Here is an 18,974-nt window from a genome sequence, read left to right on the forward strand (position 1 = left end):
TTATTTTCATCTATAAAAATGTCAAAAACCGCTTATCCCAAAGCGACTCATGATGCGCCATAATCGTTCCCGCATCCATCAAATCACTATCCGCCGTCGTATGCAAACCGCGCACCATATAGCTGTCAAATCCCAATCCATGCGCAAAGCGAACCGTCGTATCCACACAATATTCCGTCTGCGCGCCGCAAAACTCAATCTTCTCCACATCCAAACCAGCAAGAATCGCCGGCAACTCCGTCTTAAAAAATGAATTCGCATGCGTCTTATTCACATAAATATCATCATGTCGACAATCCAATTCCGGCATCAACGCCCACGCATCACTACCAATCACCAATTCCTCATCCACATGCTGCACAAAAATCACCGGTTTCCCCGCATCCCGATACATCGCAATCCGCTGATTCACACCATCCAAGACACGCTCCAAATCAGCTAACGGATAATCCGCCGAATTCACCCCATTTTGCAAATCAATCACAACTAAAACATCACTCACCATCTGCCATCACACCTTTCGAAGACGCATATTTCATCGGCAAGCCCATTTTTTCAGCAATCGTTAAAAAGAAATCCTTATCAATCTCAAAATGCCCATAACGCAAAGAAGAACGATATTTCTGCCAAGCTTCCAGTTGCGAAATCGTATGTAATGGCACTTGTTTTGCATCAGGAAAAAAGTCAATATCCTTACGATAAGGCGCAAATGTCTCACTCATCGCAAACGGATAAATCTCCGCGCCCTTCACACGCCCAATCGCCGTAAAACACTGGCACTTTTCATCCTCACCCAGCGTCTGTTTGGGACTATAATAAATCAACCAATCCCCAGGTTTCATCCGTTTCAGAGGTGCCTCTTTTCCATGACACAACTGCGAAAATCCACCTTCCACGCCTAGTTCGACATGATCCAAAGAAGCCACACCAATCCAATATTTTGTCATTCGAGCCATCTTCTTTCGTTATTTTTTTATCCTAGACTTATTATAAATCGCGCAACAACATAAGTCCATTCAATAAAGTTTGACAATAAGCCACTATATCCTTTATAATTTCAAGTATCATACAACTAAAAATAGTGTGAGCTTAAAGAAACACGCCCGTTTGCAAGAGAAATGTTCCTATGGCTGGAAGAACATAAACGAGACAGCGATTTCTGTGCTACCTCACATTACGACTATTTTTCGTCTTATTCCGCGTTAAGGATTCTAAAGAGGTAATGATCAAGTCTTATATCATTGCAAACAGGGTGGTACCGCGAACATAATTCGTCCCTGTATTGCGAGATGATATGAGGCTTTTTGTTTTGTAATCATACTCGCGCCAACCAAAAAGGAGGAAATAAAATGAAACAACTAACAAGTGCTGAAGTAAGACAAATGTTCCTTGATTTTTTCCAGGAAAAAGGTCATAAAGTGGAGCCAAGTGCACCGCTCGTGCCGATTAACGATGCATCTTTGCTATGGATTAATAGCGGTGTTGCGACATTGAAAAAATATTTCGACGGCAGCGTGATTCCAGACAACCCACGTATCACCAATGCACAAAAATCAATCCGCACAAACGATATCGAAAACGTTGGTAAAACAGCGCGCCATCACACATTTTTCGAAATGCTGGGCAACTTTTCGATTGGCGAATATTTTAAAGAAGAAGCGATTGTTTGGGCTTGGGAATTTTTGACGAGTCCGCAGTGGATTGGCTTTGATCCTGATAAATTATACGTAACGGTTTATCCAGAAGACGAAGAAGCGAAGACGATTTGGAAGGAAAAAGTTGGCTTGACGGACGATCATATTGTGCCGATTGAGGACAATTTCTGGGATATCGGCGAAGGTCCAAGTGGTCCAGATAGTGAGATTTTCTACGATCGTGGCGAGGCTTACGGCAACGATACGACTGATCCAGAACTTTATCCAGGCGGCGAAAACGAACGCTATTTGGAAATCTGGAACTTAGTATTCTCGCAATTCAATCACAACGCAGACGGCACGTACACGCCACTTCCAAAGAAAAACATTGATACAGGGATGGGCTTGGAACGGATGGTTTCGATCATTCAAGACGCGCCTACGAACTTCGAAACAGACCTATTCATGCCAATCATTCGCGAAGTAGAAGCGATTTCTGGTGAAAAATACGGTCAAGATCCAGCAACAGATACAGCGTTCAAAGTTATCGCTGACCATGTACGTACGGTAGCTTTTGCAATCGGTGACAGCGCCTTACCATCCAATGAAGGCCGCGGCTACGTGTTGCGTCGTTTGCTACGTCGTGCCGTTCGCTACGCTAAAAACCTAAATATTAACGAGCCATTCATGTATAAATTAGTGCCAGTAGTCGGCAAAATCATGAACAGCTACTATCCAGAAGTAGAAAAACAAACCGAGTTCATCCAAAAAATCGTGCGCACCGAAGAAGAACGTTTCCATGAGACTTTAAATGAAGGCTTGGCGATTTTAGAAGAGATGATGGCAGCAGCAAAAGACTCTGGTCAAATGAATGGTGCCGATATTTTCAAATTATATGACACGTTCGGATTCCCAGTCGAGCTGACCGAAGAATACGCGGAAGATAACGGTCTAACCGTCGATCACGCTGGTTTTGAAGCAGAAATGGCAAAACAACGCGACCGTGCTCGAAATGCGCGCGCTGACGTCAAGTCCATGAGCGTCCAAACCGAACTTTTAACAAGCCTGACTGAAAAAAGCGTGTTTGTTGGCTATGAAACAACGACTGTCGCAACCGAAGTTCTCTATATTATCAAATCCGGTGGCTTAGCAGAAAGCGCATCACGCGGCGATAAAGTCCAAGTTATTTTCAAAGAAACACCGTTCTACGCTGAAAGTGGGGGTCAAATCGCGGACCAAGGAACCATTAAGAAATCCGGTTTCACCGCAGCCATTCTCAACGTCCAAAAAACACCAAACAAGCAAAACATCCATGAAGTGCGTATCGAAGAAGGTAGCTTGAACAAAGGCGATCACGTAACACTTGAAGTAGACAAAGCATCCCGCCACGGCGTCGTGAAAAACCATACAGCGACCCATTTACTACACCGCGCGCTAAAAGACGTTCTAGGCGATCACGTCAACCAAGCTGGCTCACTCGTAGAACCGAATCGCTTGCGTTTTGACTTCTCTCATTTCGGCCAAATTACAGACGCAGAATTGCAAAAAATGGAACACATCGTTAACCGCAAAATCTGGGAACAACTCGCAGTAGACATCAAAGAAATGCCAATCAAAGAAGCGAAAGAACTCGGCGCAATGGCTCTATTCGGTGAAAAATATGGCGATGTCGTCCGCGTTGTCCGCATTGGCGATTACAGCATCGAGCTATGCGGTGGCTTACACGTTGGCAACACATCCGAAATCGGACTTTTCAACATCATTTCCGAAAGCGGCATCGGAGCAGGAACACGCCGTATCGAAGCAGTCACAGGCGAATCCGCATACCGCTTCCTAAACCAACAAGAACACTACCTAAAAGAAACCGCACACTTGCTTAAAACAACACCAAAAGAAGCACCACAAAAAGTAGAACAATTACATCAAGAAATGCGCGAATTAAAACGCGAAAACGAATCACTACTTTCAAAACTAGCAAACGCAGCAAGCGCAGATATTTTCAGCAATCCAGAAGATATAGGTGGCGTAGCAGTCATCGCGAAACAAGTAAACGCGAAAGACATGAATCAGTTACGTCAATACATGGACAACTGGAAAGAAACAAAAGCAAGCGGCATTTTAGTTCTTGGCGCAGCGCACGACGATAAAGTAAGTCTCATTTCAGCTGTTTCCGAAGACCTCATTAAAGAAGGTTATCACGCAGGTAAACTGCTAAAAGAAATCGCGACACGTTGCGGTGGAAACGGCGGCGGACGCCCAGACACAGCACAAGCAGGCGGTAAAGACCCAGAAAAACTAGCTGGGGCGCTAGCTTATGTATCTGAATGGGTCGCTGCCCAACAATAGGGTCGCTCAGCGAAGCGAGAACAGCTTATCTTCGTCGTTAAAGATTCCGTTCCAGTGCTCTCGTACGCAAGTACGCTCCGCACCTGGTACTCATCTTTGCCTAGAATATAAGCCATTCTCGCTCCGCTGAGGTTTGGCGTTTCAAGTCATGTTAGAGACAATAAAAAATGAGACAAACTGGCTGGCATTTATAAGTTGTCAGTTTGGCTAGCATCTTCTTTGTTATTTTTCGCGACTTAGTGTAAAATGAAATGTGGACAATAGCGATAACAATGGGAAAGAGGTGCTGATCAAAATGGCTTCTGATAAAACAATGTTTTATAGTTTTGGCGACGATTCGATTGAAGAGGATGTCAAAATTCTGATGGGAAAAGTGTATGTTGCCCTAGAGGAAAAAGGATATAACCCGATTAATCAGATTGTTGGTTATTTGCTCTCTGGTGATCCAGCTTATATTCCGCGCCATAACGATGCTCGTAATTTGATCCGCCGTCTAGAGCGCGATGAGATTATCGAAGAATTAGTAAAGGCGTACCTAAAAAACAATAAGATTGGTGACAAATGAGAACAATGGGATTAGATGTTGGCTCGGTGACTGTTGGTGTAGCCATTAGTGATGAGCTAGGCTGGACTGCACAGGGCATTGAGACAATCACGATAAACGAACGCGCGAAACAATTTGGCTACGATCGCGTGAAAGAGCTCGCAGCAGAGTACAATGTTACAAAAATTGTAGTCGGTTGGCCAAAAAATATGAACAATACGGTCGGTGAACGCGCAGAAGCATCTGAAAAGTATGCGGAAGTATTGGAAAATCGCACTGGAATCCCTGTAGTTTTATGGGATGAGCGCTTGACCACTGCCGCAGCGGAACGGACGTTGCTTGAAGCCGATGTTAGCCGTAAGAAGCGTAAGAAAGTCATTGATAAGCTTGCAGCCGTAATGATATTGCAGTCTTATTTAGATTCAAATAATTAATTAAAAAGAGGTGTCCATTATGACAGAAAATCATGAACATGATCACGAACATATCACAGTAGTAGACGAAGACGGTAACGAGGAGCTATACGCAGTCCTATTCTCGTTCAATTCCGATGAGTTTGAGAAATCTTACGTACTTTATTATCCAGAAAGCGCAGAAGACGAAGAAGAAATCGAATTACAAGCGTCTTCTTTCATTGAAAACGAAGACGGCACACAAGGCGAGTTAAAGCCTGTGGAAACAGAAGAAGAATGGGATATGATCGAAGAAGTACTAGCGACATTCTTAGAAGACGAAGACGCCGAATAATCTTTCAGAGGGACAACAAACGCGCATCTGCGTTGTTAAAGTCTGTGCTCCGATGCTCACGTATAAATATACGCTCCGCTTCGGTGCTCGACTTTGCCTAGCATCTACGAATTTGTCGTCCCTCTGAGGTTTTGCGTACGAAGTACGATTTTTCGATAACACAAAAGAAGCTGGGAAGTTAGCGCCATTACGTGCTAATTCTCCAGCTTCTTCTTTTTATGCGCTTGTCTTGCGTTTCTTAATGATCTTCACGATTAAGTACACGACAATCACCACTAAGAGTGCTAGCATGGCGTAGCTGATGGGGCGGGTGTACTGTTCGACCACGCTCCAATTGGCGCCTAACTTGTAGCCTAAGTAGGTTAGGAAAATGTTCCATGGGATGCAGCCTAAAATTGTATACGTGACGAATTTCCAAATGTTCATGTTTGCAATCCCAGCTGGTAGTGATATGAACGTTCGGATGACTGGCAGGATGCGGCCGAAGAACACTGCGGATGCGCCGTATTTTTGAAACCAGTGTTCGGCTAGGTCGAGATGTCCGACGTTTAGAAAGATGTATTTTCCGAATTTTAAAACGAGGGCCCGACCTCCGAATTTGCCGATGTAGTAGGCGATTAAGGAACCAACGAGGTTTCCTGCGATGCCAGCTGTGACCACGAGCCAGAAATTTAGGTCGCCTGCTTCGGCCATGAAACCACCGAATAGCATGACAACTTCGCTTGGCAGTGGGATGCAGACGCTTTCGATAACCATCGCCCAGAAGATGCCCCAGTGCCCGAATAGGTCGATTAAGGTCATGACGAAATTTTGCAGGGCTTCAATAATGGAATGTAACATAGATAGCCTTCTTTCGTTCGGATTGAACCGTTTAATGATGCTTCCTTATTATAGCTAAATTTGTCGGAAACGTCACGAATTTATATTTTTTGCCGAATGTGGTTGAACTATGGTAGTGATTACCGTTATAATAGATAGGGAAATGTTTTGCATAGACGAATGAAAGAGGTTTAGATATGAAAAAATCCAAAAGCAAAATGATCACGATTATTATTTCAAGTATTGCCGTGGTACTGGTTGCGCTGACTGTTGGAGGCTATTTCTACGTGGATTCACAACTCCAGGCTGTCGATGCGTCGAGTAAGGAATCAATTATTGTAGATATTCCTAAAGGCTCCAAAGTATCGGAAATTGGCGATATTCTTCAAGAAAATAACGTGATTAATAGTAGTATGATTTTTACGTACTATGTGAAATATAAAAATGAGACGAACTTAAAAGCGGGAAAATATAAGTTGAGCCCATCGATGTCTGTCGAACAAGTGGTCAATGAATTGAAAAAAGGACAAGTGATTGCGCCAGCTAGACTCGTGATTCCAGAAGGGTACTCCTTGGATCAAATCGCGGATCGCATGGTAGCCTATAAACCGGAATTAAAGAAAGCCGATATTTTAAAAATAATGGATGATAAAGCGTTTGTTAATGAATTGATGACGGCCTATCCAGATACGGTCACAAAAGACGTGTTGGCGCCAAATATCAAGCATCCACTAGAAGGTTATTTGTATCCAGCGACGTATGAATTTACAGGTAAACCGGACATTAAAGCGATGGTAAGCGACATGGTTAAGGCAACAGACGCCAATATCGCCAAATACAAACCAGAACTCACGAAACAAAAAATGTCGGTGCATCATTTCTTAACGATGTCCTCCCTCATTGAAAAAGAAGCAACCGCAAACGTCGATCGCAGCAAAATTTCGAGTGTTTTTTATAATCGTTTGAAAGAAGGCATGAGGCTACAAACGGATCCAACAGTGCTTTACGCGCTCGGCAAACATAAATCGCGTACGATGTATGAAGATTTAAAAGTGGATTCGCCGTATAATACGTACAAAAACAAAGGCTTGCCACCCGGCCCGATTTCGAATAGTGGCGAAACATCAATGGAAGCCACATTGCATCCAGAAAAAACGGATTATCTTTACTTCTTAGCGAATACAAAAACAGGTCAGGTTTACTTTTCAAAAACGCTAGAAGAACATAATAAATTAAAAGAAGAACATATTACAAATAATCAATAAATAGACACGATAAGCGTTTGTTTTTGGCCTTGATGGTCGGGAACAGGCGCTTATCATTAGTCTGTTAAAGGGGATTTAGAGCAGTGAATGATACGTTAATTCATAATTACTTGCTTTCACATATTCCAGAGCGCAAGCCGTTCTTCATGGAGTTGGAAGCTTATGCAGCGGAACACGAAGTACCGATCATGGAAGTTGACTCGATGCATTTTATGTTACAAATTATGCAAATTCAGCAGCCAAAGAGAATTTTGGAAATCGGGACAGCGATTGGTTATTCGGCATTACGGATGGCAGATGCGTTGCCAGATGTACATATTGTCACGATGGAGCGCGATGAAGCGCGCTATGACCGAGCTTGGCACAATGTCCACGCATTTGGCGCGGAGGACCGGATTGAGGTTCTTCTCATGGATGCTTTGGAAGACAGCTCAATTGTGCTAGAAAAAGAGAATTTCGACGCGATTTTCATTGATGCCGCGAAAGCCCAGTACGCCAATTTTTTCAACGTATACATCGATAAATTGGCTCCGGGCGGCGTGATTTACAGCGATAATGTGCTTTTTAAAGGATTAGCGCTACATGACTCGCCGCGAGCGCAACAGAAGCAACGCGTTTCTAGAAAAATGCGGGAATTCAATGATTGGCTTTTGCAAAATCCAGATTTCATTACGACGACCGTTCCTCTAGGGGATGGCCTTGCGATTAGTCGCAGAAAGGAAGGCGCAAAGTGACGAAGAAAAAGCCGATAGTAGTAGGCGTGACGGGCGGTAGTGGTTCAGGAAAAACGAGTGTGAGTAAGGCGATTTACGATCATTTCACCGGGCATTCGATTTTGATGTTAGAGCAAGATTTTTATTATAAAGATCAAGCAGAAATGGCTTTTGAGGAGCGTCTAAAAACGAATTATGATCATCCTTTGGCGTTTGATACGGACCTTTTGATTCGTCATATCAAGCAATTATTGCGCTACGAGCCAATCGATAAACCGGTGTACGATTATGAGCTCTACACACGTTCTAGCGAGATTATTCACCAAGAACCGAAAGAAGTTATCATATTGGAAGGCATTCTAATTTTGGAAGATCCGAAGTTGCGAGACCTCATGGATATCAAGGTTTACGTCGACACAGATGATGATATTCGGATTTTGCGACGGATGGTGCGCGATGTCAATGAACGCGGCCGGACAATGGAATCGGTGATTGAGCAGTATCTGGGCGTGGTTAAGCCGATGTATCAGAAATTTATCGAACCAACGAAAAAATACGCCGACATTATCATACCAGAAGGCGGCGAAAACAAGGTTGCCATCGATTTAATGACGACAAAAGTAGCGACAATACTCGAAATGAACCGATAATACAACGCTACGACTTGTAATTACACGCAAATTAAGATAAAATTTCACTATTGGACAAAAATTTGCTGGACATTCCCTGAGAATCGTGTTAATCTTTCAGGCGTAAAGTAAATACATGTTGAGGCGCGGAAAAGAACAGACTTCCGTGCTTTTCAAATAACATAAAGATGAAGGAGAGAAAGAATTTGGCTACAGAAAAAGTATTTCCAATGACACTAGAAGGTAAAGCAAAATTAGAAAGCGAACTAAATGACTTAAAAACTGTCAAACGTAAAGAAGTAGTAGAACGTATTAAAATTGCCCGTAGTTTCGGCGATCTTTCGGAAAACTCCGAGTACGATTCCGCAAAAGACGAGCAAGCTTTCGTAGAGGGCCGCATTACAACGCTTGAAAACATGATTCGCAACGCGCAAATCATCGATGCCAGCGCTATGAGTGGCGAAGTAGCACTAGGAAACACCGTTACTTTCAAAGAACTTCCAAACGGCGACGAAGAAAGCTACACAATCGTAGGAAGCGCAGAAGCAGACCCATTCGAGGGCCTTATTTCCAACGACTCACCAATTGCCAAAGCCCTACTAGGCTGCAAAGAAGGCGACGAAGTATCCATCCAAACACCAGGCGGCGAAATGAACGTCAAAATCACAAAAATCAGCGCCTAATATGCTGAAATGAATAAACGCAATACCTCAACGAAGTGAGAAAGATTCATATTCTAGGCAAAGACGAGTATCAGGTGCGGAGCGTACTTGCGTATGCGAAAACTGGAACAGGGTCTTTAACGACGAAGATAAGTCGAAATAGAAACTTGAATAAATGCAACACAACAAAATAACGCAAAACCTCAGCGAAGCGAGAACGGCTTATATTCTAGGCAAAGGCGAGTACCAGGTGCGGAGCGTACTTGCGTACGAGAGCACTGGAACGGAGCCTTTAACGACGAAGATAAGTCGTTCTCGCTTCGCTGACCTAGGTAAGGTGGTGGCATATATGGACAAGAAAACACAAAAGGAAGAGCAACGGCGCAGTGCCCAAAATCATGTGGAAGCATCACGCTCTGAGCAAAATAGTAAACATAAAAGAACGAGTATTACTTTGAACGTTTTAATCATACTGATGAGTTTGGCGATTATTGGTGTTTTATGGCTTGTTTTTTTTTTAACGGCTGATGATTCGGCGGATAAAGTAGAAACAAAGCCTAAAACGGAACAAACGCAAAAGGCGGATGAAGCGAAAAAGGATGACTCGAAAGCGAAGGACACCGAGAAACCGAAAGAGCAAACGACGGAGACCAGCGATGATCCTAATGTGTCAGAAGTCATTAAAAAAGATTGGAAAGCTGTTGGGACGGAACAAAAAGGTGATCACGTGAATTCCTATGAAATGGATAGTCAGGATTGGAATGAGAAAGTGAACGCATTTTCTGAGGCGACAGGTATTGATAATGGCGACATGACAATTTGGTATGTCGGTCGCGGTGATGAGCCTGCCGCACAATCTATTGGAACGATTTCAACAAAATCTGATCCAGATAAAGCTTTTCGAGTATATATTACTTGGGTCGATGGGGCTGGATGGCAACCTACAAAAGTAGAAGTGCTCAAAACGAATGATAAAAGAAACTGATAAGACTGTGTTTCGGATTGGTTTATCCACTTCGAACGCAGTTTTTTTAAGGGAAGGAATGATAGGAATGGGAAAAATAGCAATTATCGGTGCGATGGAAGAAGAAGTGACAATTTTACGGGAACAGATGGTTGGGCTTGAGGAAACGACAATAGCGGGGGCTGTTTTTTATACGGGAACGTTGGCTGGAAAAGAGATTGTTTTGTTGAAATCGGGCATTGGGAAAGTAAATGCGGCTTTATCGACGACACTTTTATGCGATCATTATGATATTTCGTTAATTATTAATACTGGATCGGCTGGAGGCATTGGTGCGGAATTGGAAGTTGGAGATGTGATTATTTCAGATCATTTGGCGTATGGGGATGTGGATGCAACGGTTTTTGGTTATACATACGGACAAGTACCTCAAATGCCGGCACTCTATCAGGGCGATGAAGAGGCGATGCGCTTGGCACAGCAAATCTATCAAGAAAACTTCTCAGAGGGAAACAAGGCGGTCTACGGGCTCGTGGTGACGACTGATTCTTTTATTCACCGGCCAGATCAACGGGAATTGATTACGACTTTCTTCCCAGAGGTAAAAGCGGTTGAGATGGAAGCTTGCGCGATTGCACAGGTGGCGCATCAGTTTGACGTATCGTTTTTGATTATCCGAGCGCTTTCTGATGTAGCGGATAGCGAGGCTAGTGTTTCGTTTGATGAATTTTTAGCGACGGCGGCAAAGAATTCGTCGGCTTGTGTTGTAAAAATGGTAGAACAATTGTCATGAAAAAACGCCCGCTTGGTGATCAGCGGGCGTTGCTGTTATACTAAGTCATTTGTTAAATTCAGGAACTCTTCGACATCGCCGACTGCAATTTCCAGCGCGCCTTCCCAGAAATCGGGTTTTGTCAGATCGATACCTAGATGTTTTTGGGCGAGTTGTTCGGTTGTCATGGCACCAGTGTCTTGCAATAAGGCGATGTACTTGTCTTCGTAGCTGCTTCCTTCTGCGAGTGCTTGGTGATAGATGCCTAATGAGAACAAATAACCAAATGTGTATGGGAAGTTGTAAAATGGTACGTCGGCAATATAAAAATGTAATTTGGAAGACCAGAATTGTGGATGGTACTCGGATAATGCGTCTTGGAAGGCTTCTCGCTGCGCTTCTTCCATTAATGTATTGAGACGATCCGCAGAAACGAGACCTTCTTTGCGAGCTTCATAAAAACGTGTTTCGAATAAGAAACGAGCGCGTATATCCATGAAAAAGGCGATGCTGCGTCCTATTTTATCTTCTAATAGAATGATCTTTTCTTCTTTTGTAGCCGCTTCTTTAACAGAGGCATCTGCGATAATCATTTCAGCAAAAGTTGACGCGGTTTCAGCGACGTTCATCGCATAATTCGTGTTTTCGAAAGGCTCATCGCGAATAACGTGCGAGTGAAAAGCATGGCCCAGTTCGTGTGCTAGCGTCGCGACTGTTCCAGGAGCGCCATCATACGTCATGAAAATGCGGCTTTCTTTCTCCAATGGAATATCGGTACAAAAACCACCAGGGCGCTTGTTATCACGATCTTCCGCCTCAATCCATTGTTGCTCAAACGCATGTTTCGCAAAACTGGCCATTTTCGGGCTGAATTTCGCAAATTGCGTTAGAATGAAATCTGCGCCTTCTTGGTACGTATATTTTTTCGGCTCAGAATCAAGCGTCAAGGGTGCAAAAACATCATGGAAGCTCAATTTATCGATGCCGAACAGCTGAGCTTTGCGATTCAAGAATGAAACGAACGTTGCTTTATGCTTTTCGATGACATCCCACATTGTTGCCAATGTTTTTTCGTCTAGACGGTTAATCGCAAGTGGTTCCGCGAGAACATTGTCCCATTTACGTGTCCGATAAACGGCAAGGCGGAAACCGGCTAAATGATTCAATGTATCGCTGAATAGTTGCGATTTTTCCTGCCATGCTTTTCCATACGCTTCAAATACAGCGACGCGAACGGTGCGATCTGGATGGCTCAATAAATTCAAGGCTTGCCCGGCGGATACTAATTTCTCCTCACCATCCACTACAACAGGGACGCGAATCGTTGCGACGACTGTATCGTAATGATCAGACCAACCACGGTAACCGTCAACATTTAGCGCATTAATCACGGCTTCTTCTTCACGCGTTCCTTTTTTCTTACGGTTATCGCGCGCTTCATTCAATACGAAGGCGATCTCGCTCAAGCCATTTTCTGTAAGCAACGAAGCCCACAACGCATCTGGAATTAAGGCGAATTTCTCGTGCCATTCATTTTCGATGGTTTCCAGTTCTGCTAATTGTTGGTAGACGCCGCCAGTCAATTCTACCGCTTTCAAATCGCGCGTGTCGGCAGAGGATAAACATTCCAGAAAAGCCGCCGCATTCATCAATTGTTTCGTAATTTCTGCGTTTTGATTGATTAAAAGTAAAAATTCACTGACTGCCTCGTTATTTTCTGGAATCGGCCAATCTTGCACCGCTTGTTTAAATGACGCGATATCTTTGGTTGTGTCAGAAAGCGCAGTAGCCAGAGCCTCGGAGCCACTTCCACCTGAATAAATCGAGTCTAAATCCCATATTAACGCATAGTTTTTTGCCATCATAATCCCCCTATATTTCCGTATTTTCCACTTCATTATAGCACTTATCTCAGATTTTTTTGTAAAATAAGCGGAAAGATGTTAAAATTTATAAGGATTACATGAAAAGCGTGCTTGTTTGGCATTCTAAAAAGACGATGTCATGACACTTTCCAACTAATTAAATAAAAAGAGGTGCCTATTTTGCTAAAAAATTTCTCACCGGATAAAATGTTAACATCGCCATTTGGTATCACCGCGGACCAATTGCGAAAAATGGGGAAAACGACGGTATTAACAGATTTAGACAATACGTTACTCGCTTGGGATCAATTGGATGCGACCGATGAAATTTCCAACTGGTTTCGCATTCTGGAAGAAGATGGTATCAAGGTGATGATCGTATCAAATAATAATGAAGAGCGCGTGAAGCGAGTGGCTGTCGCAACAAAAATTCCATACTTGGCCAAAGCGAAAAAACCATTAGCCGCCTCGTTCCAGAAAGCGTTGGCCGACCTTGGTTCAACACCGGAAGAAACGGTGATGATTGGCGATCAGATCATGACGGACATCTTCGGAGGCAATCGCCAAAAATTGACGACTGTTTTCGTACGTCCAGTCAAAGATACAGACGGTTTTGCGACGAAGTTTAACCGATTTATGGAACGCATTATTTTAAAAAGACTAGCTAAAAAATCAGAATTAAAATGGGAGGATTCTCTGTGACCGAAGAACTAAGATGTATTGGCTGTGGAGCCGTTATTCAAACAACCGATAAGACCCAACCTGGCTATGCGCCAGAATCTAGCTTAGAAAAAGAAGATATTATTTGCCAGCGTTGTTTCCGCTTGAAACATTATAATGAAATTCAAGATGTCCCGCTGACGGATGATGATTTTCTGAAAATCTTGAACCAACTAGGCACGAAGCAAGCGCTGATCGTCTATGTTGTCGATATTTTCGATTTTGATGGCAGTTGGTTACCAGGTTTGCATCGTTTTGTCGGCAATAACCCGGTGCTACTTGTCGGAAATAAAGCCGATTTGCTACCAAAATCATTGAAACGCGAACGCTTGACGCAGTGGATGCGTGGCCGGGCTCGTGAACTCGGATTAGCACCAACCGATTGCGTATTAGTAAGCGCTGAAAAAGGCCAATCCTTCGACGTTTTACTTGAAAAAATTGAAGAAGAACGCGCAGGACGTGATGTCTTTGTTGTTGGCTGTACAAATGTTGGGAAATCGACGCTTATCAATCGCATTATTAAAGTCGCGACTGGCGAAAATGATGTTATTACGACATCTCAATTCCCAGGCACAACGCTTGATAAAATCGAAATTCCACTTTCAGACGGAAGTGTTCTTGTCGATACACCAGGAATTATCAACCATCATCAAATCGCGCACGTCATCGATGCTAAAACGCTAAAACTTGTCTCACCGAAAAAAGAAATCAAACCAGTAACCTATCAATTAAACGAGGAACAAACACTGTTCTTCGGCGCATTGGCACGCTTTGATTACACAAGTGGCGGCAGACGCTCATTCGTCGTTTATACATCGAACAACTTGATGATTCACCGCACCAAGCTTGAAAAAGCCGACAATCTGTATGAAACACAAGCTGGAAAACTGCTACAACCGCCGGGCGAAGCGGATATCGAAACGTTACCGAAACTAGTACCGTATCAATTTTCAATCAAGGAAAAGGCGGACATCGTGTTCTCAGGCCTTGGTTGGATTACCGTTTTAGAAGGTGGCGCAAAAGTGACCGCTTGGGTTCCAGAAGGCGTGAGCGTAACTATTCGCCGCTCAATCGTGTAAGGAGGAGGCGAATTTCCGAATGAAAGAATTATATTGCGTTATCGGCAATCCCATCGCGCATTCATTGTCTCCAGTGATGCACACGGCTTTACTGGAGCAGAACAAACTAAATGCGAGTTATGTCCCATTTTTAATAGAAAAACAGGATTTTACGACCGCGATAGAAGGCATGAGAGCGTTAGGAATTAGCGGATTCAACGTTACGAGTCCATTTAAGGAGGATATCTTGCCGTTCTTAGACGCGCTTGATCCCGAGGCTAAAGCGTGCGGTGCCGTGAATACGGTTGTTGCAACAAATGGACGCTGGACAGGCTATAACACGGATGGCATCGGTTATTTGCAAGGTTTAGAGAGCATTCGAAAGGTCACTGAGACCGATCAGATTTTGATTCTCGGAGCAGGTGGCGCGAGTAAAGCGATTTTTCACGCCCTTATGCACCATACCGATGCGAAGGTGGCCGTTGCCAATCGAACGCTTGAAAAAGCTGTCAAAATGGTTGCAGGAACAGCGCACAAGGCTCTTAGTTTAGCCGAAGCCGACTCGCAACTTGCCGATTTCACCATCGTTATCCAAACAACATCATCCGGACTTACAAAAGAAAATGCAGCTTTACCAATCAGATTGCATGACGTAACCGCGGGGACCATCATTTCTGATATCATCTACAATCCCGCCGAAACGCCATTTTTAAAAGAGGCGAAAGCATGTGGAGCCATCACGCAAAATGGCTTACCGATGTTCATTAACCAAGCAGCGATTGCGTTCGAGTTATGGACAGGAATCAAAGCAGACCGCGCGCTCATGCGAAACATTGTATTGAAACAAATAGGAGGAAAATAATGCTAACAAATGTACAAAAGCGTTTTTTACGCAAAGAAGCTCACGATATCGATGCCATTTTTCAAGTTGGAAAAGGTGGGGTATCACCGAATTTAATTAAGCACGTTGCAGAAGCCATCGAAGTTCGCGAGCTAATCAAGATTTCGATTTTACAAAATTGCGACCAACCAAAAGAAGAAGTAGCGGAAATGATTAGTTCCCGTTCTGGTTCTGAGCTAGTGCAAGTGATTGGCCGCACCATCATTCTATACAAAGAATCGCAAAATAAGAAACAAATCCAATTGCCATAAGAAGGTGTATCTGATTTGAAAGAAAAAATTGGTATTTTAGGTGGCACGTTCGATCCGCCACATCATGCCCATTTAATTATTGCCAACGAAGCGCGCATCAAGCTTGGTCTTGAAAAAATTATTTTCTTGCCCAACGCTGTCCCGCCTCATAAAAAAGAAAGTGGGTTGACGAGTAATGCAGATCGCTTAAAAATGATCGAACTTGCCATCGCCGATAATCCTTTTTTTGAAGTAGATGACCGTGAAATGCACCGTTCTGGCAAGTCTTACACGTATGATACGATGATTGAAATGACAAAGGAGTTTCCAAATGCCGCTTTTTCCTTTATAATTGGCGGAGACATGGTTGAATATTTGCCGAAGTGGTATCATATTAATGAACTAATAAAACTTGTAAACTTTGTTGGCGTCAATCGACCGCGTTACGACGGGGATGCGCCTTACGACATAGAGGAAATAGAGGTTCCAGCATTGGACATCTCGTCTTCCTTGTTGCGAGAACGTTTGGCAGCAGGATTACCAATCGATTATTACGTTCCAAACGAGGTAAGCAAGTATATAAAGGAGCATCATTTATATGAATAGAGAAGAAATCTTGGAAGCAGTCAAAGAAGCGATGCCAGAAAAACGCTTTATCCACACACTTGGCGTTGAAAAAACAGCACTTGAGCTTGCCGATCATTACAAAGTGGACCGGAACCAAGTAAGTCTTGCGGCGCTGTTACACGACTACGCGAAGTACGCGGATAAAGAAGAAATGATGGCCATCATGGTCGAGCAGAAAATGGATCCAAAACTATTCACCTACAATCAAGAACTATGGCACGCCCCAGTTGGCGCCTATTTTGCAGAAACCAAATTTGGCGTGACAGATGAAGCCGTTTTGAAAGCCATCGCTTGCCATACAACAGGAAATGCCGCGATGAGCACGATGGATAAAATTATCTATCTGGCCGACTACACAGAACCGAATCGTTCCTTTCCTGGCGTTTACAAAGCTCGCCGCCTGTCCTTTGACTCTTTAGATAAGGCCATGTTATTTGCCCTGTCCAACACAATCACGTTTTTAATTACGAAAAGACAACCTATTTTTCCAGATACATTCGATGCTTACAACTATTTTGCACGTTTACAAATTGAAGGTGAGGTATAACTATTGAAAAGTCATGATTTATTAATGTTAACCGCAAAAGCAGCGGACGATAAACGCGCAGAGGACATCCTAGCGCTGAATATGGAAGGCCTATCCGCATTTGCCGATTATTTCGTCATTTGCCATGGTAATTCCGACAAACAAGTACAAGCCATTGCCCAAGAAATCAAGGAACAAGCGCACAAAAATGAGGTAGAAGTGAAACGTTTAGAGGGCTTCGATGCTGCCAAATGGATCTTAATTGATCTAGGCGACGTCATCGTTCACGTTTTCCACAAAGAGGAGCGTAGTTACTACAATCTTGAAAAACTATGGGGAGACGCGCCACTAGAAGACGTACGCGAAGCCTTCACTATATAAAAAAGCAAAGAGGGGCTTTCATAGGCTCCTTTTTTCGTGGAAAGAGGTATAACAATTATGAGTTACGAATATTTTCCGAATTTCTATGATGCTCTCATGGACGAGGAGCTGTACGACAACTGGTTTTCTTTTGCAACGCCCTATTTACCGAATGAAGGCGGAAAAGTGCTTGACGTCGCTTGTGGGACCGCTGAGCTCGCCGTACGCTTAGCTAAACGTGGCTTTGAAGTTACTGGTGTCGATTTATCAGAAGAAATGCTGAGTGTTGCCAGTGAAAAAGCGTTCCATGAAGAAGTGTCACTATTATTGTTGCAACAAGATATGTCAGAAATGGAGAAACTAGACATGTTTGATTTAGTCACCTGTTTTTGCGATTCGCTTAATTATTTAGAAACGGAAGAAGCAGTTCACGGCACATTACGTAGCGTCTATGAAAACCTGAAAACAGATGGTGTGTTCCTATTCGATGTTCATTCTATCTACAAAATGGACGAGCTCTTCAAAGATTATAGCTACGGTGATAGTGATGAAGAAATTTCGTGCATTTGGAACTCCTTTGAGGGCGAATTCCCGCATTCCGTAGAACATGAATTAACCTTCTTCAAACAAGGCCCAGACGGTAGTTACGATCGCTACGACGAGCTACATAAAGAACGAACATACCCGATTGAATGGTACAAAAAAGCAATACAAGCAGCCGGATTTCGTAAAATAAAAATTTGCGCTGATTTTACGGATTTCGAACCTACTGAAACTAGTGAAAGAATCTTTTTCATATGTGAGAAATGACTTTTTGCCGTCATTTCTCTTTTTTTATGTTTTTGAAGCCCCCGAAGCAATAAAGGAGAAAACGCAAAAAGGGCGAATACTAATACTAAAGGCAGGTGATAAAGCATGCTAGAGAAATGGCAAGCATATAAGAAATACATTATTGGTGCAGCGGTTTTACTCATAGCCATAGGGTTCTTCTTCGTGACACAAAAGCAAGAAGAAACAGTGATCCCAACAGCCGCAGTCGCGAAAGAAGAGCCGGCAAAGAGCCCGAAGAAAGAGGAAGAAATTGTCTCGACTAAGTCTCTTATTGTCGATGTGAAAGGTGCAGTGAACAAGCCAGGTGTCTATGAACTCGCGCCTGATAGCCGTGTGAAGGATGCTATTTTAAAGGCAGGAGGACTATCGTCAGAAGCGGATGTAAAATTGCTGAACATGGCGCAAAAAGTGACAGATGAGATGGTTATTTATGCTGGGAAAATAGGCGAGGAAGGTTTAGCGCCAGTTACAACAGCAGGAGCAGAGACAGGAAGTACCGACAGCTCGAAGGTTAATATCAATACAGCGGATGTCACGACCTTGCAAACTATCCCTGGAATCGGCGCTGTGAAAGCCCAAGCTATCGTGGACTATCGCGACAAAGAAGGGCTATTTACAACGATTGCGGACCTTTCAAAAGTATCAGGGATTGGCGCTAAAACAGTGGAACGATTAACAGAACATATTACAGTGGAGTAATAAGCTATTGACGAAGCGAATTCGAAAAGCATATACTAAAAGCATCAACTTCTTAAAAGGAG

The 18,974-nt window shown here is 43.4% G+C and carries 23 protein-coding genes; 19 read left to right on the top strand and 4 right to left on the bottom strand.

What is annotated here, in order from left to right:
• Positions 1-10: 10 nt before the first annotated feature.
• Positions 11-505: a cysteine hydrolase family protein gene (locus EP58_RS08605; protein WP_036092474.1), complete on the bottom strand. Its 495-nt coding sequence runs from the start codon at positions 503-505 to the stop codon at positions 11-13.
• Positions 495-947 (bottom strand): EVE domain-containing protein, encoded by a 453-nt coding sequence (locus tag EP58_RS08610; protein WP_052171410.1) that lies wholly within the window; start codon positions 945-947, stop codon positions 495-497. The genes EP58_RS08605 and EP58_RS08610 overlap by 11 nt, the downstream gene beginning before the upstream one ends.
• A gap of 402 nt (positions 948-1,349) precedes the next feature.
• Here EP58_RS08610 and alaS point away from each other — a divergent pair, with 402 nt between their 5' ends.
• The 4 genes from alaS to EP58_RS08630 all read left to right on the top strand — a co-directional run bounded on the left by alaS (position 1,350) and on the right by EP58_RS08630 (position 5,271).
• Complete coding sequence (alaS, locus tag EP58_RS08615; protein WP_036092477.1) at positions 1,350-3,980, top strand: alanine--tRNA ligase; 2,631 nt, start codon at positions 1,350-1,352, stop codon at positions 3,978-3,980.
• A gap of 295 nt (positions 3,981-4,275) precedes the next feature.
• A complete protein-coding gene (locus EP58_RS08620; RefSeq protein WP_036061807.1) occupies positions 4,276-4,545 on the top strand; it encodes an IreB family regulatory phosphoprotein in 270 nt (89 codons plus the stop codon).
• Positions 4,542-4,958, top strand: a complete 417-nt coding sequence (gene ruvX, locus EP58_RS08625) for a Holliday junction resolvase RuvX (RefSeq protein WP_036079225.1) — start codon at positions 4,542-4,544, stop codon at positions 4,956-4,958. The genes EP58_RS08620 and ruvX overlap by 4 nt, the downstream gene beginning before the upstream one ends.
• Positions 4,959-4,977: 19 nt before the next feature.
• Complete coding sequence (locus EP58_RS08630; RefSeq protein ID WP_036079223.1) at positions 4,978-5,271, top strand: DUF1292 domain-containing protein; 294 nt, start codon at positions 4,978-4,980, stop codon at positions 5,269-5,271.
• A gap of 216 nt (positions 5,272-5,487) precedes the next feature.
• Here the strand turns inward: EP58_RS08630 and EP58_RS08635 are convergent, their stop codons facing one another.
• On the bottom strand, positions 5,488-6,111 hold the full coding sequence (locus tag EP58_RS08635; protein WP_036092478.1) for a DedA family protein: 624 nt from the start codon (positions 6,109-6,111) through the stop codon (positions 5,488-5,490).
• A 176-nt stretch (positions 6,112-6,287) separates the two neighbouring features.
• Between EP58_RS08635 and mltG the strand changes: the two genes are divergently transcribed.
• The 6 genes from mltG to mtnN all read left to right on the top strand — a co-directional run bounded on the left by mltG (position 6,288) and on the right by mtnN (position 11,116).
• Entirely contained in the window at positions 6,288-7,355 is a 1,068-nt protein-coding gene (mltG, locus tag EP58_RS08640) for an endolytic transglycosylase MltG (RefSeq protein ID WP_036092480.1), read from the top strand.
• An 83-nt stretch (positions 7,356-7,438) separates the two neighbouring features.
• Complete coding sequence (locus EP58_RS08645) at positions 7,439-8,089, top strand: O-methyltransferase (protein WP_036092481.1); 651 nt, start codon at positions 7,439-7,441, stop codon at positions 8,087-8,089.
• Positions 8,086-8,718: a uridine kinase gene (gene udk / locus EP58_RS08650; RefSeq protein ID WP_036079211.1), complete on the top strand. Its 633-nt coding sequence runs from the start codon at positions 8,086-8,088 to the stop codon at positions 8,716-8,718. Before EP58_RS08645 ends, udk begins: the two co-directional genes overlap by 4 nt.
• A 185-nt stretch (positions 8,719-8,903) precedes the next feature.
• Positions 8,904-9,380 (top strand): transcription elongation factor GreA, encoded by a 477-nt coding sequence (greA, locus tag EP58_RS08655; protein WP_036092483.1) that lies wholly within the window; start codon positions 8,904-8,906, stop codon positions 9,378-9,380.
• Positions 9,381-9,708: 328 nt separating this feature from the next.
• Positions 9,709-10,344 (top strand): YrrS family protein, encoded by a 636-nt coding sequence (locus EP58_RS08660; RefSeq protein ID WP_036092559.1) that lies wholly within the window; start codon positions 9,709-9,711, stop codon positions 10,342-10,344.
• Positions 10,345-10,411: 67 nt separating this feature from the next.
• Positions 10,412-11,116, top strand: coding sequence for a 5'-methylthioadenosine/S-adenosylhomocysteine nucleosidase (mtnN, locus tag EP58_RS08665; protein WP_036092560.1), 705 nt, complete (start codon positions 10,412-10,414; stop codon positions 11,114-11,116).
• A 35-nt stretch (positions 11,117-11,151) separates the two neighbouring features.
• Here the strand turns inward: mtnN and EP58_RS08670 are convergent, their stop codons facing one another.
• On the bottom strand, positions 11,152-12,957 hold the full coding sequence (locus tag EP58_RS08670; RefSeq protein WP_077917878.1) for a M3 family oligoendopeptidase: 1,806 nt from the start codon (positions 12,955-12,957) through the stop codon (positions 11,152-11,154).
• Positions 12,958-13,140: 183 nt separating this feature from the next.
• On the opposite strand from EP58_RS08670, the gene EP58_RS08675 reads away from it, so the two are divergent.
• The 9 genes from EP58_RS08675 (at position 13,141) to EP58_RS08715 (ending at position 18,912) form a co-directional block, all read left to right on the top strand.
• Positions 13,141-13,662, top strand: a complete 522-nt coding sequence (locus tag EP58_RS08675) for a YqeG family HAD IIIA-type phosphatase (protein WP_036092487.1) — start codon at positions 13,141-13,143, stop codon at positions 13,660-13,662.
• Positions 13,659-14,759, top strand: a complete 1,101-nt coding sequence (yqeH, locus tag EP58_RS08680) for a ribosome biogenesis GTPase YqeH (protein WP_036092488.1) — start codon at positions 13,659-13,661, stop codon at positions 14,757-14,759. Before EP58_RS08675 ends, yqeH begins: the two co-directional genes overlap by 4 nt.
• 19 nt (positions 14,760-14,778) lie before the next feature.
• Positions 14,779-15,600 carry a shikimate dehydrogenase gene (gene aroE / locus EP58_RS08685; RefSeq protein WP_036092490.1) on the top strand — a complete coding sequence of 274 codons (822 nt, stop codon included), beginning with the start codon at positions 14,779-14,781 and terminating at the stop codon, positions 15,598-15,600.
• The gene (yhbY, locus tag EP58_RS08690; RefSeq protein ID WP_036092493.1) at positions 15,600-15,890 is read left to right on the top strand and encodes a ribosome assembly RNA-binding protein YhbY; all 291 of its coding nucleotides are present in this window, start codon (positions 15,600-15,602) and stop codon (positions 15,888-15,890) included. The genes aroE and yhbY overlap by 1 nt, the downstream gene beginning before the upstream one ends.
• 15 nt (positions 15,891-15,905) lie before the next feature.
• The gene (locus EP58_RS08695) at positions 15,906-16,475 is read left to right on the top strand and encodes a nicotinate-nucleotide adenylyltransferase (protein ID WP_036092496.1); all 570 of its coding nucleotides are present in this window, start codon (positions 15,906-15,908) and stop codon (positions 16,473-16,475) included.
• On the top strand, positions 16,468-17,043 hold the full coding sequence (gene yqeK / locus EP58_RS08700; RefSeq protein WP_036092499.1) for a bis(5'-nucleosyl)-tetraphosphatase (symmetrical) YqeK: 576 nt from the start codon (positions 16,468-16,470) through the stop codon (positions 17,041-17,043). Before EP58_RS08695 ends, yqeK begins: the two co-directional genes overlap by 8 nt.
• Before the next feature lie 3 nt (positions 17,044-17,046).
• Complete coding sequence (rsfS, locus tag EP58_RS08705) at positions 17,047-17,403, top strand: ribosome silencing factor (protein ID WP_036092501.1); 357 nt, start codon at positions 17,047-17,049, stop codon at positions 17,401-17,403.
• Between the two features lie 57 nt (positions 17,404-17,460).
• Positions 17,461-18,192, top strand: coding sequence for a class I SAM-dependent DNA methyltransferase (locus EP58_RS08710; RefSeq protein ID WP_036092504.1), 732 nt, complete (start codon positions 17,461-17,463; stop codon positions 18,190-18,192).
• Positions 18,193-18,297: 105 nt separating this feature from the next.
• Positions 18,298-18,912 (top strand): ComEA family DNA-binding protein, encoded by a 615-nt coding sequence (locus EP58_RS08715; protein WP_036092508.1) that lies wholly within the window; start codon positions 18,298-18,300, stop codon positions 18,910-18,912.
• Positions 18,913-18,974 lie beyond the last annotated feature (62 nt).

This window comes from Paenilisteria newyorkensis, from assembly GCF_000766145.1.
GTDB lineage: Bacteria > Bacillota > Bacilli > Lactobacillales > Listeriaceae > Listeria_A > Listeria_A newyorkensis.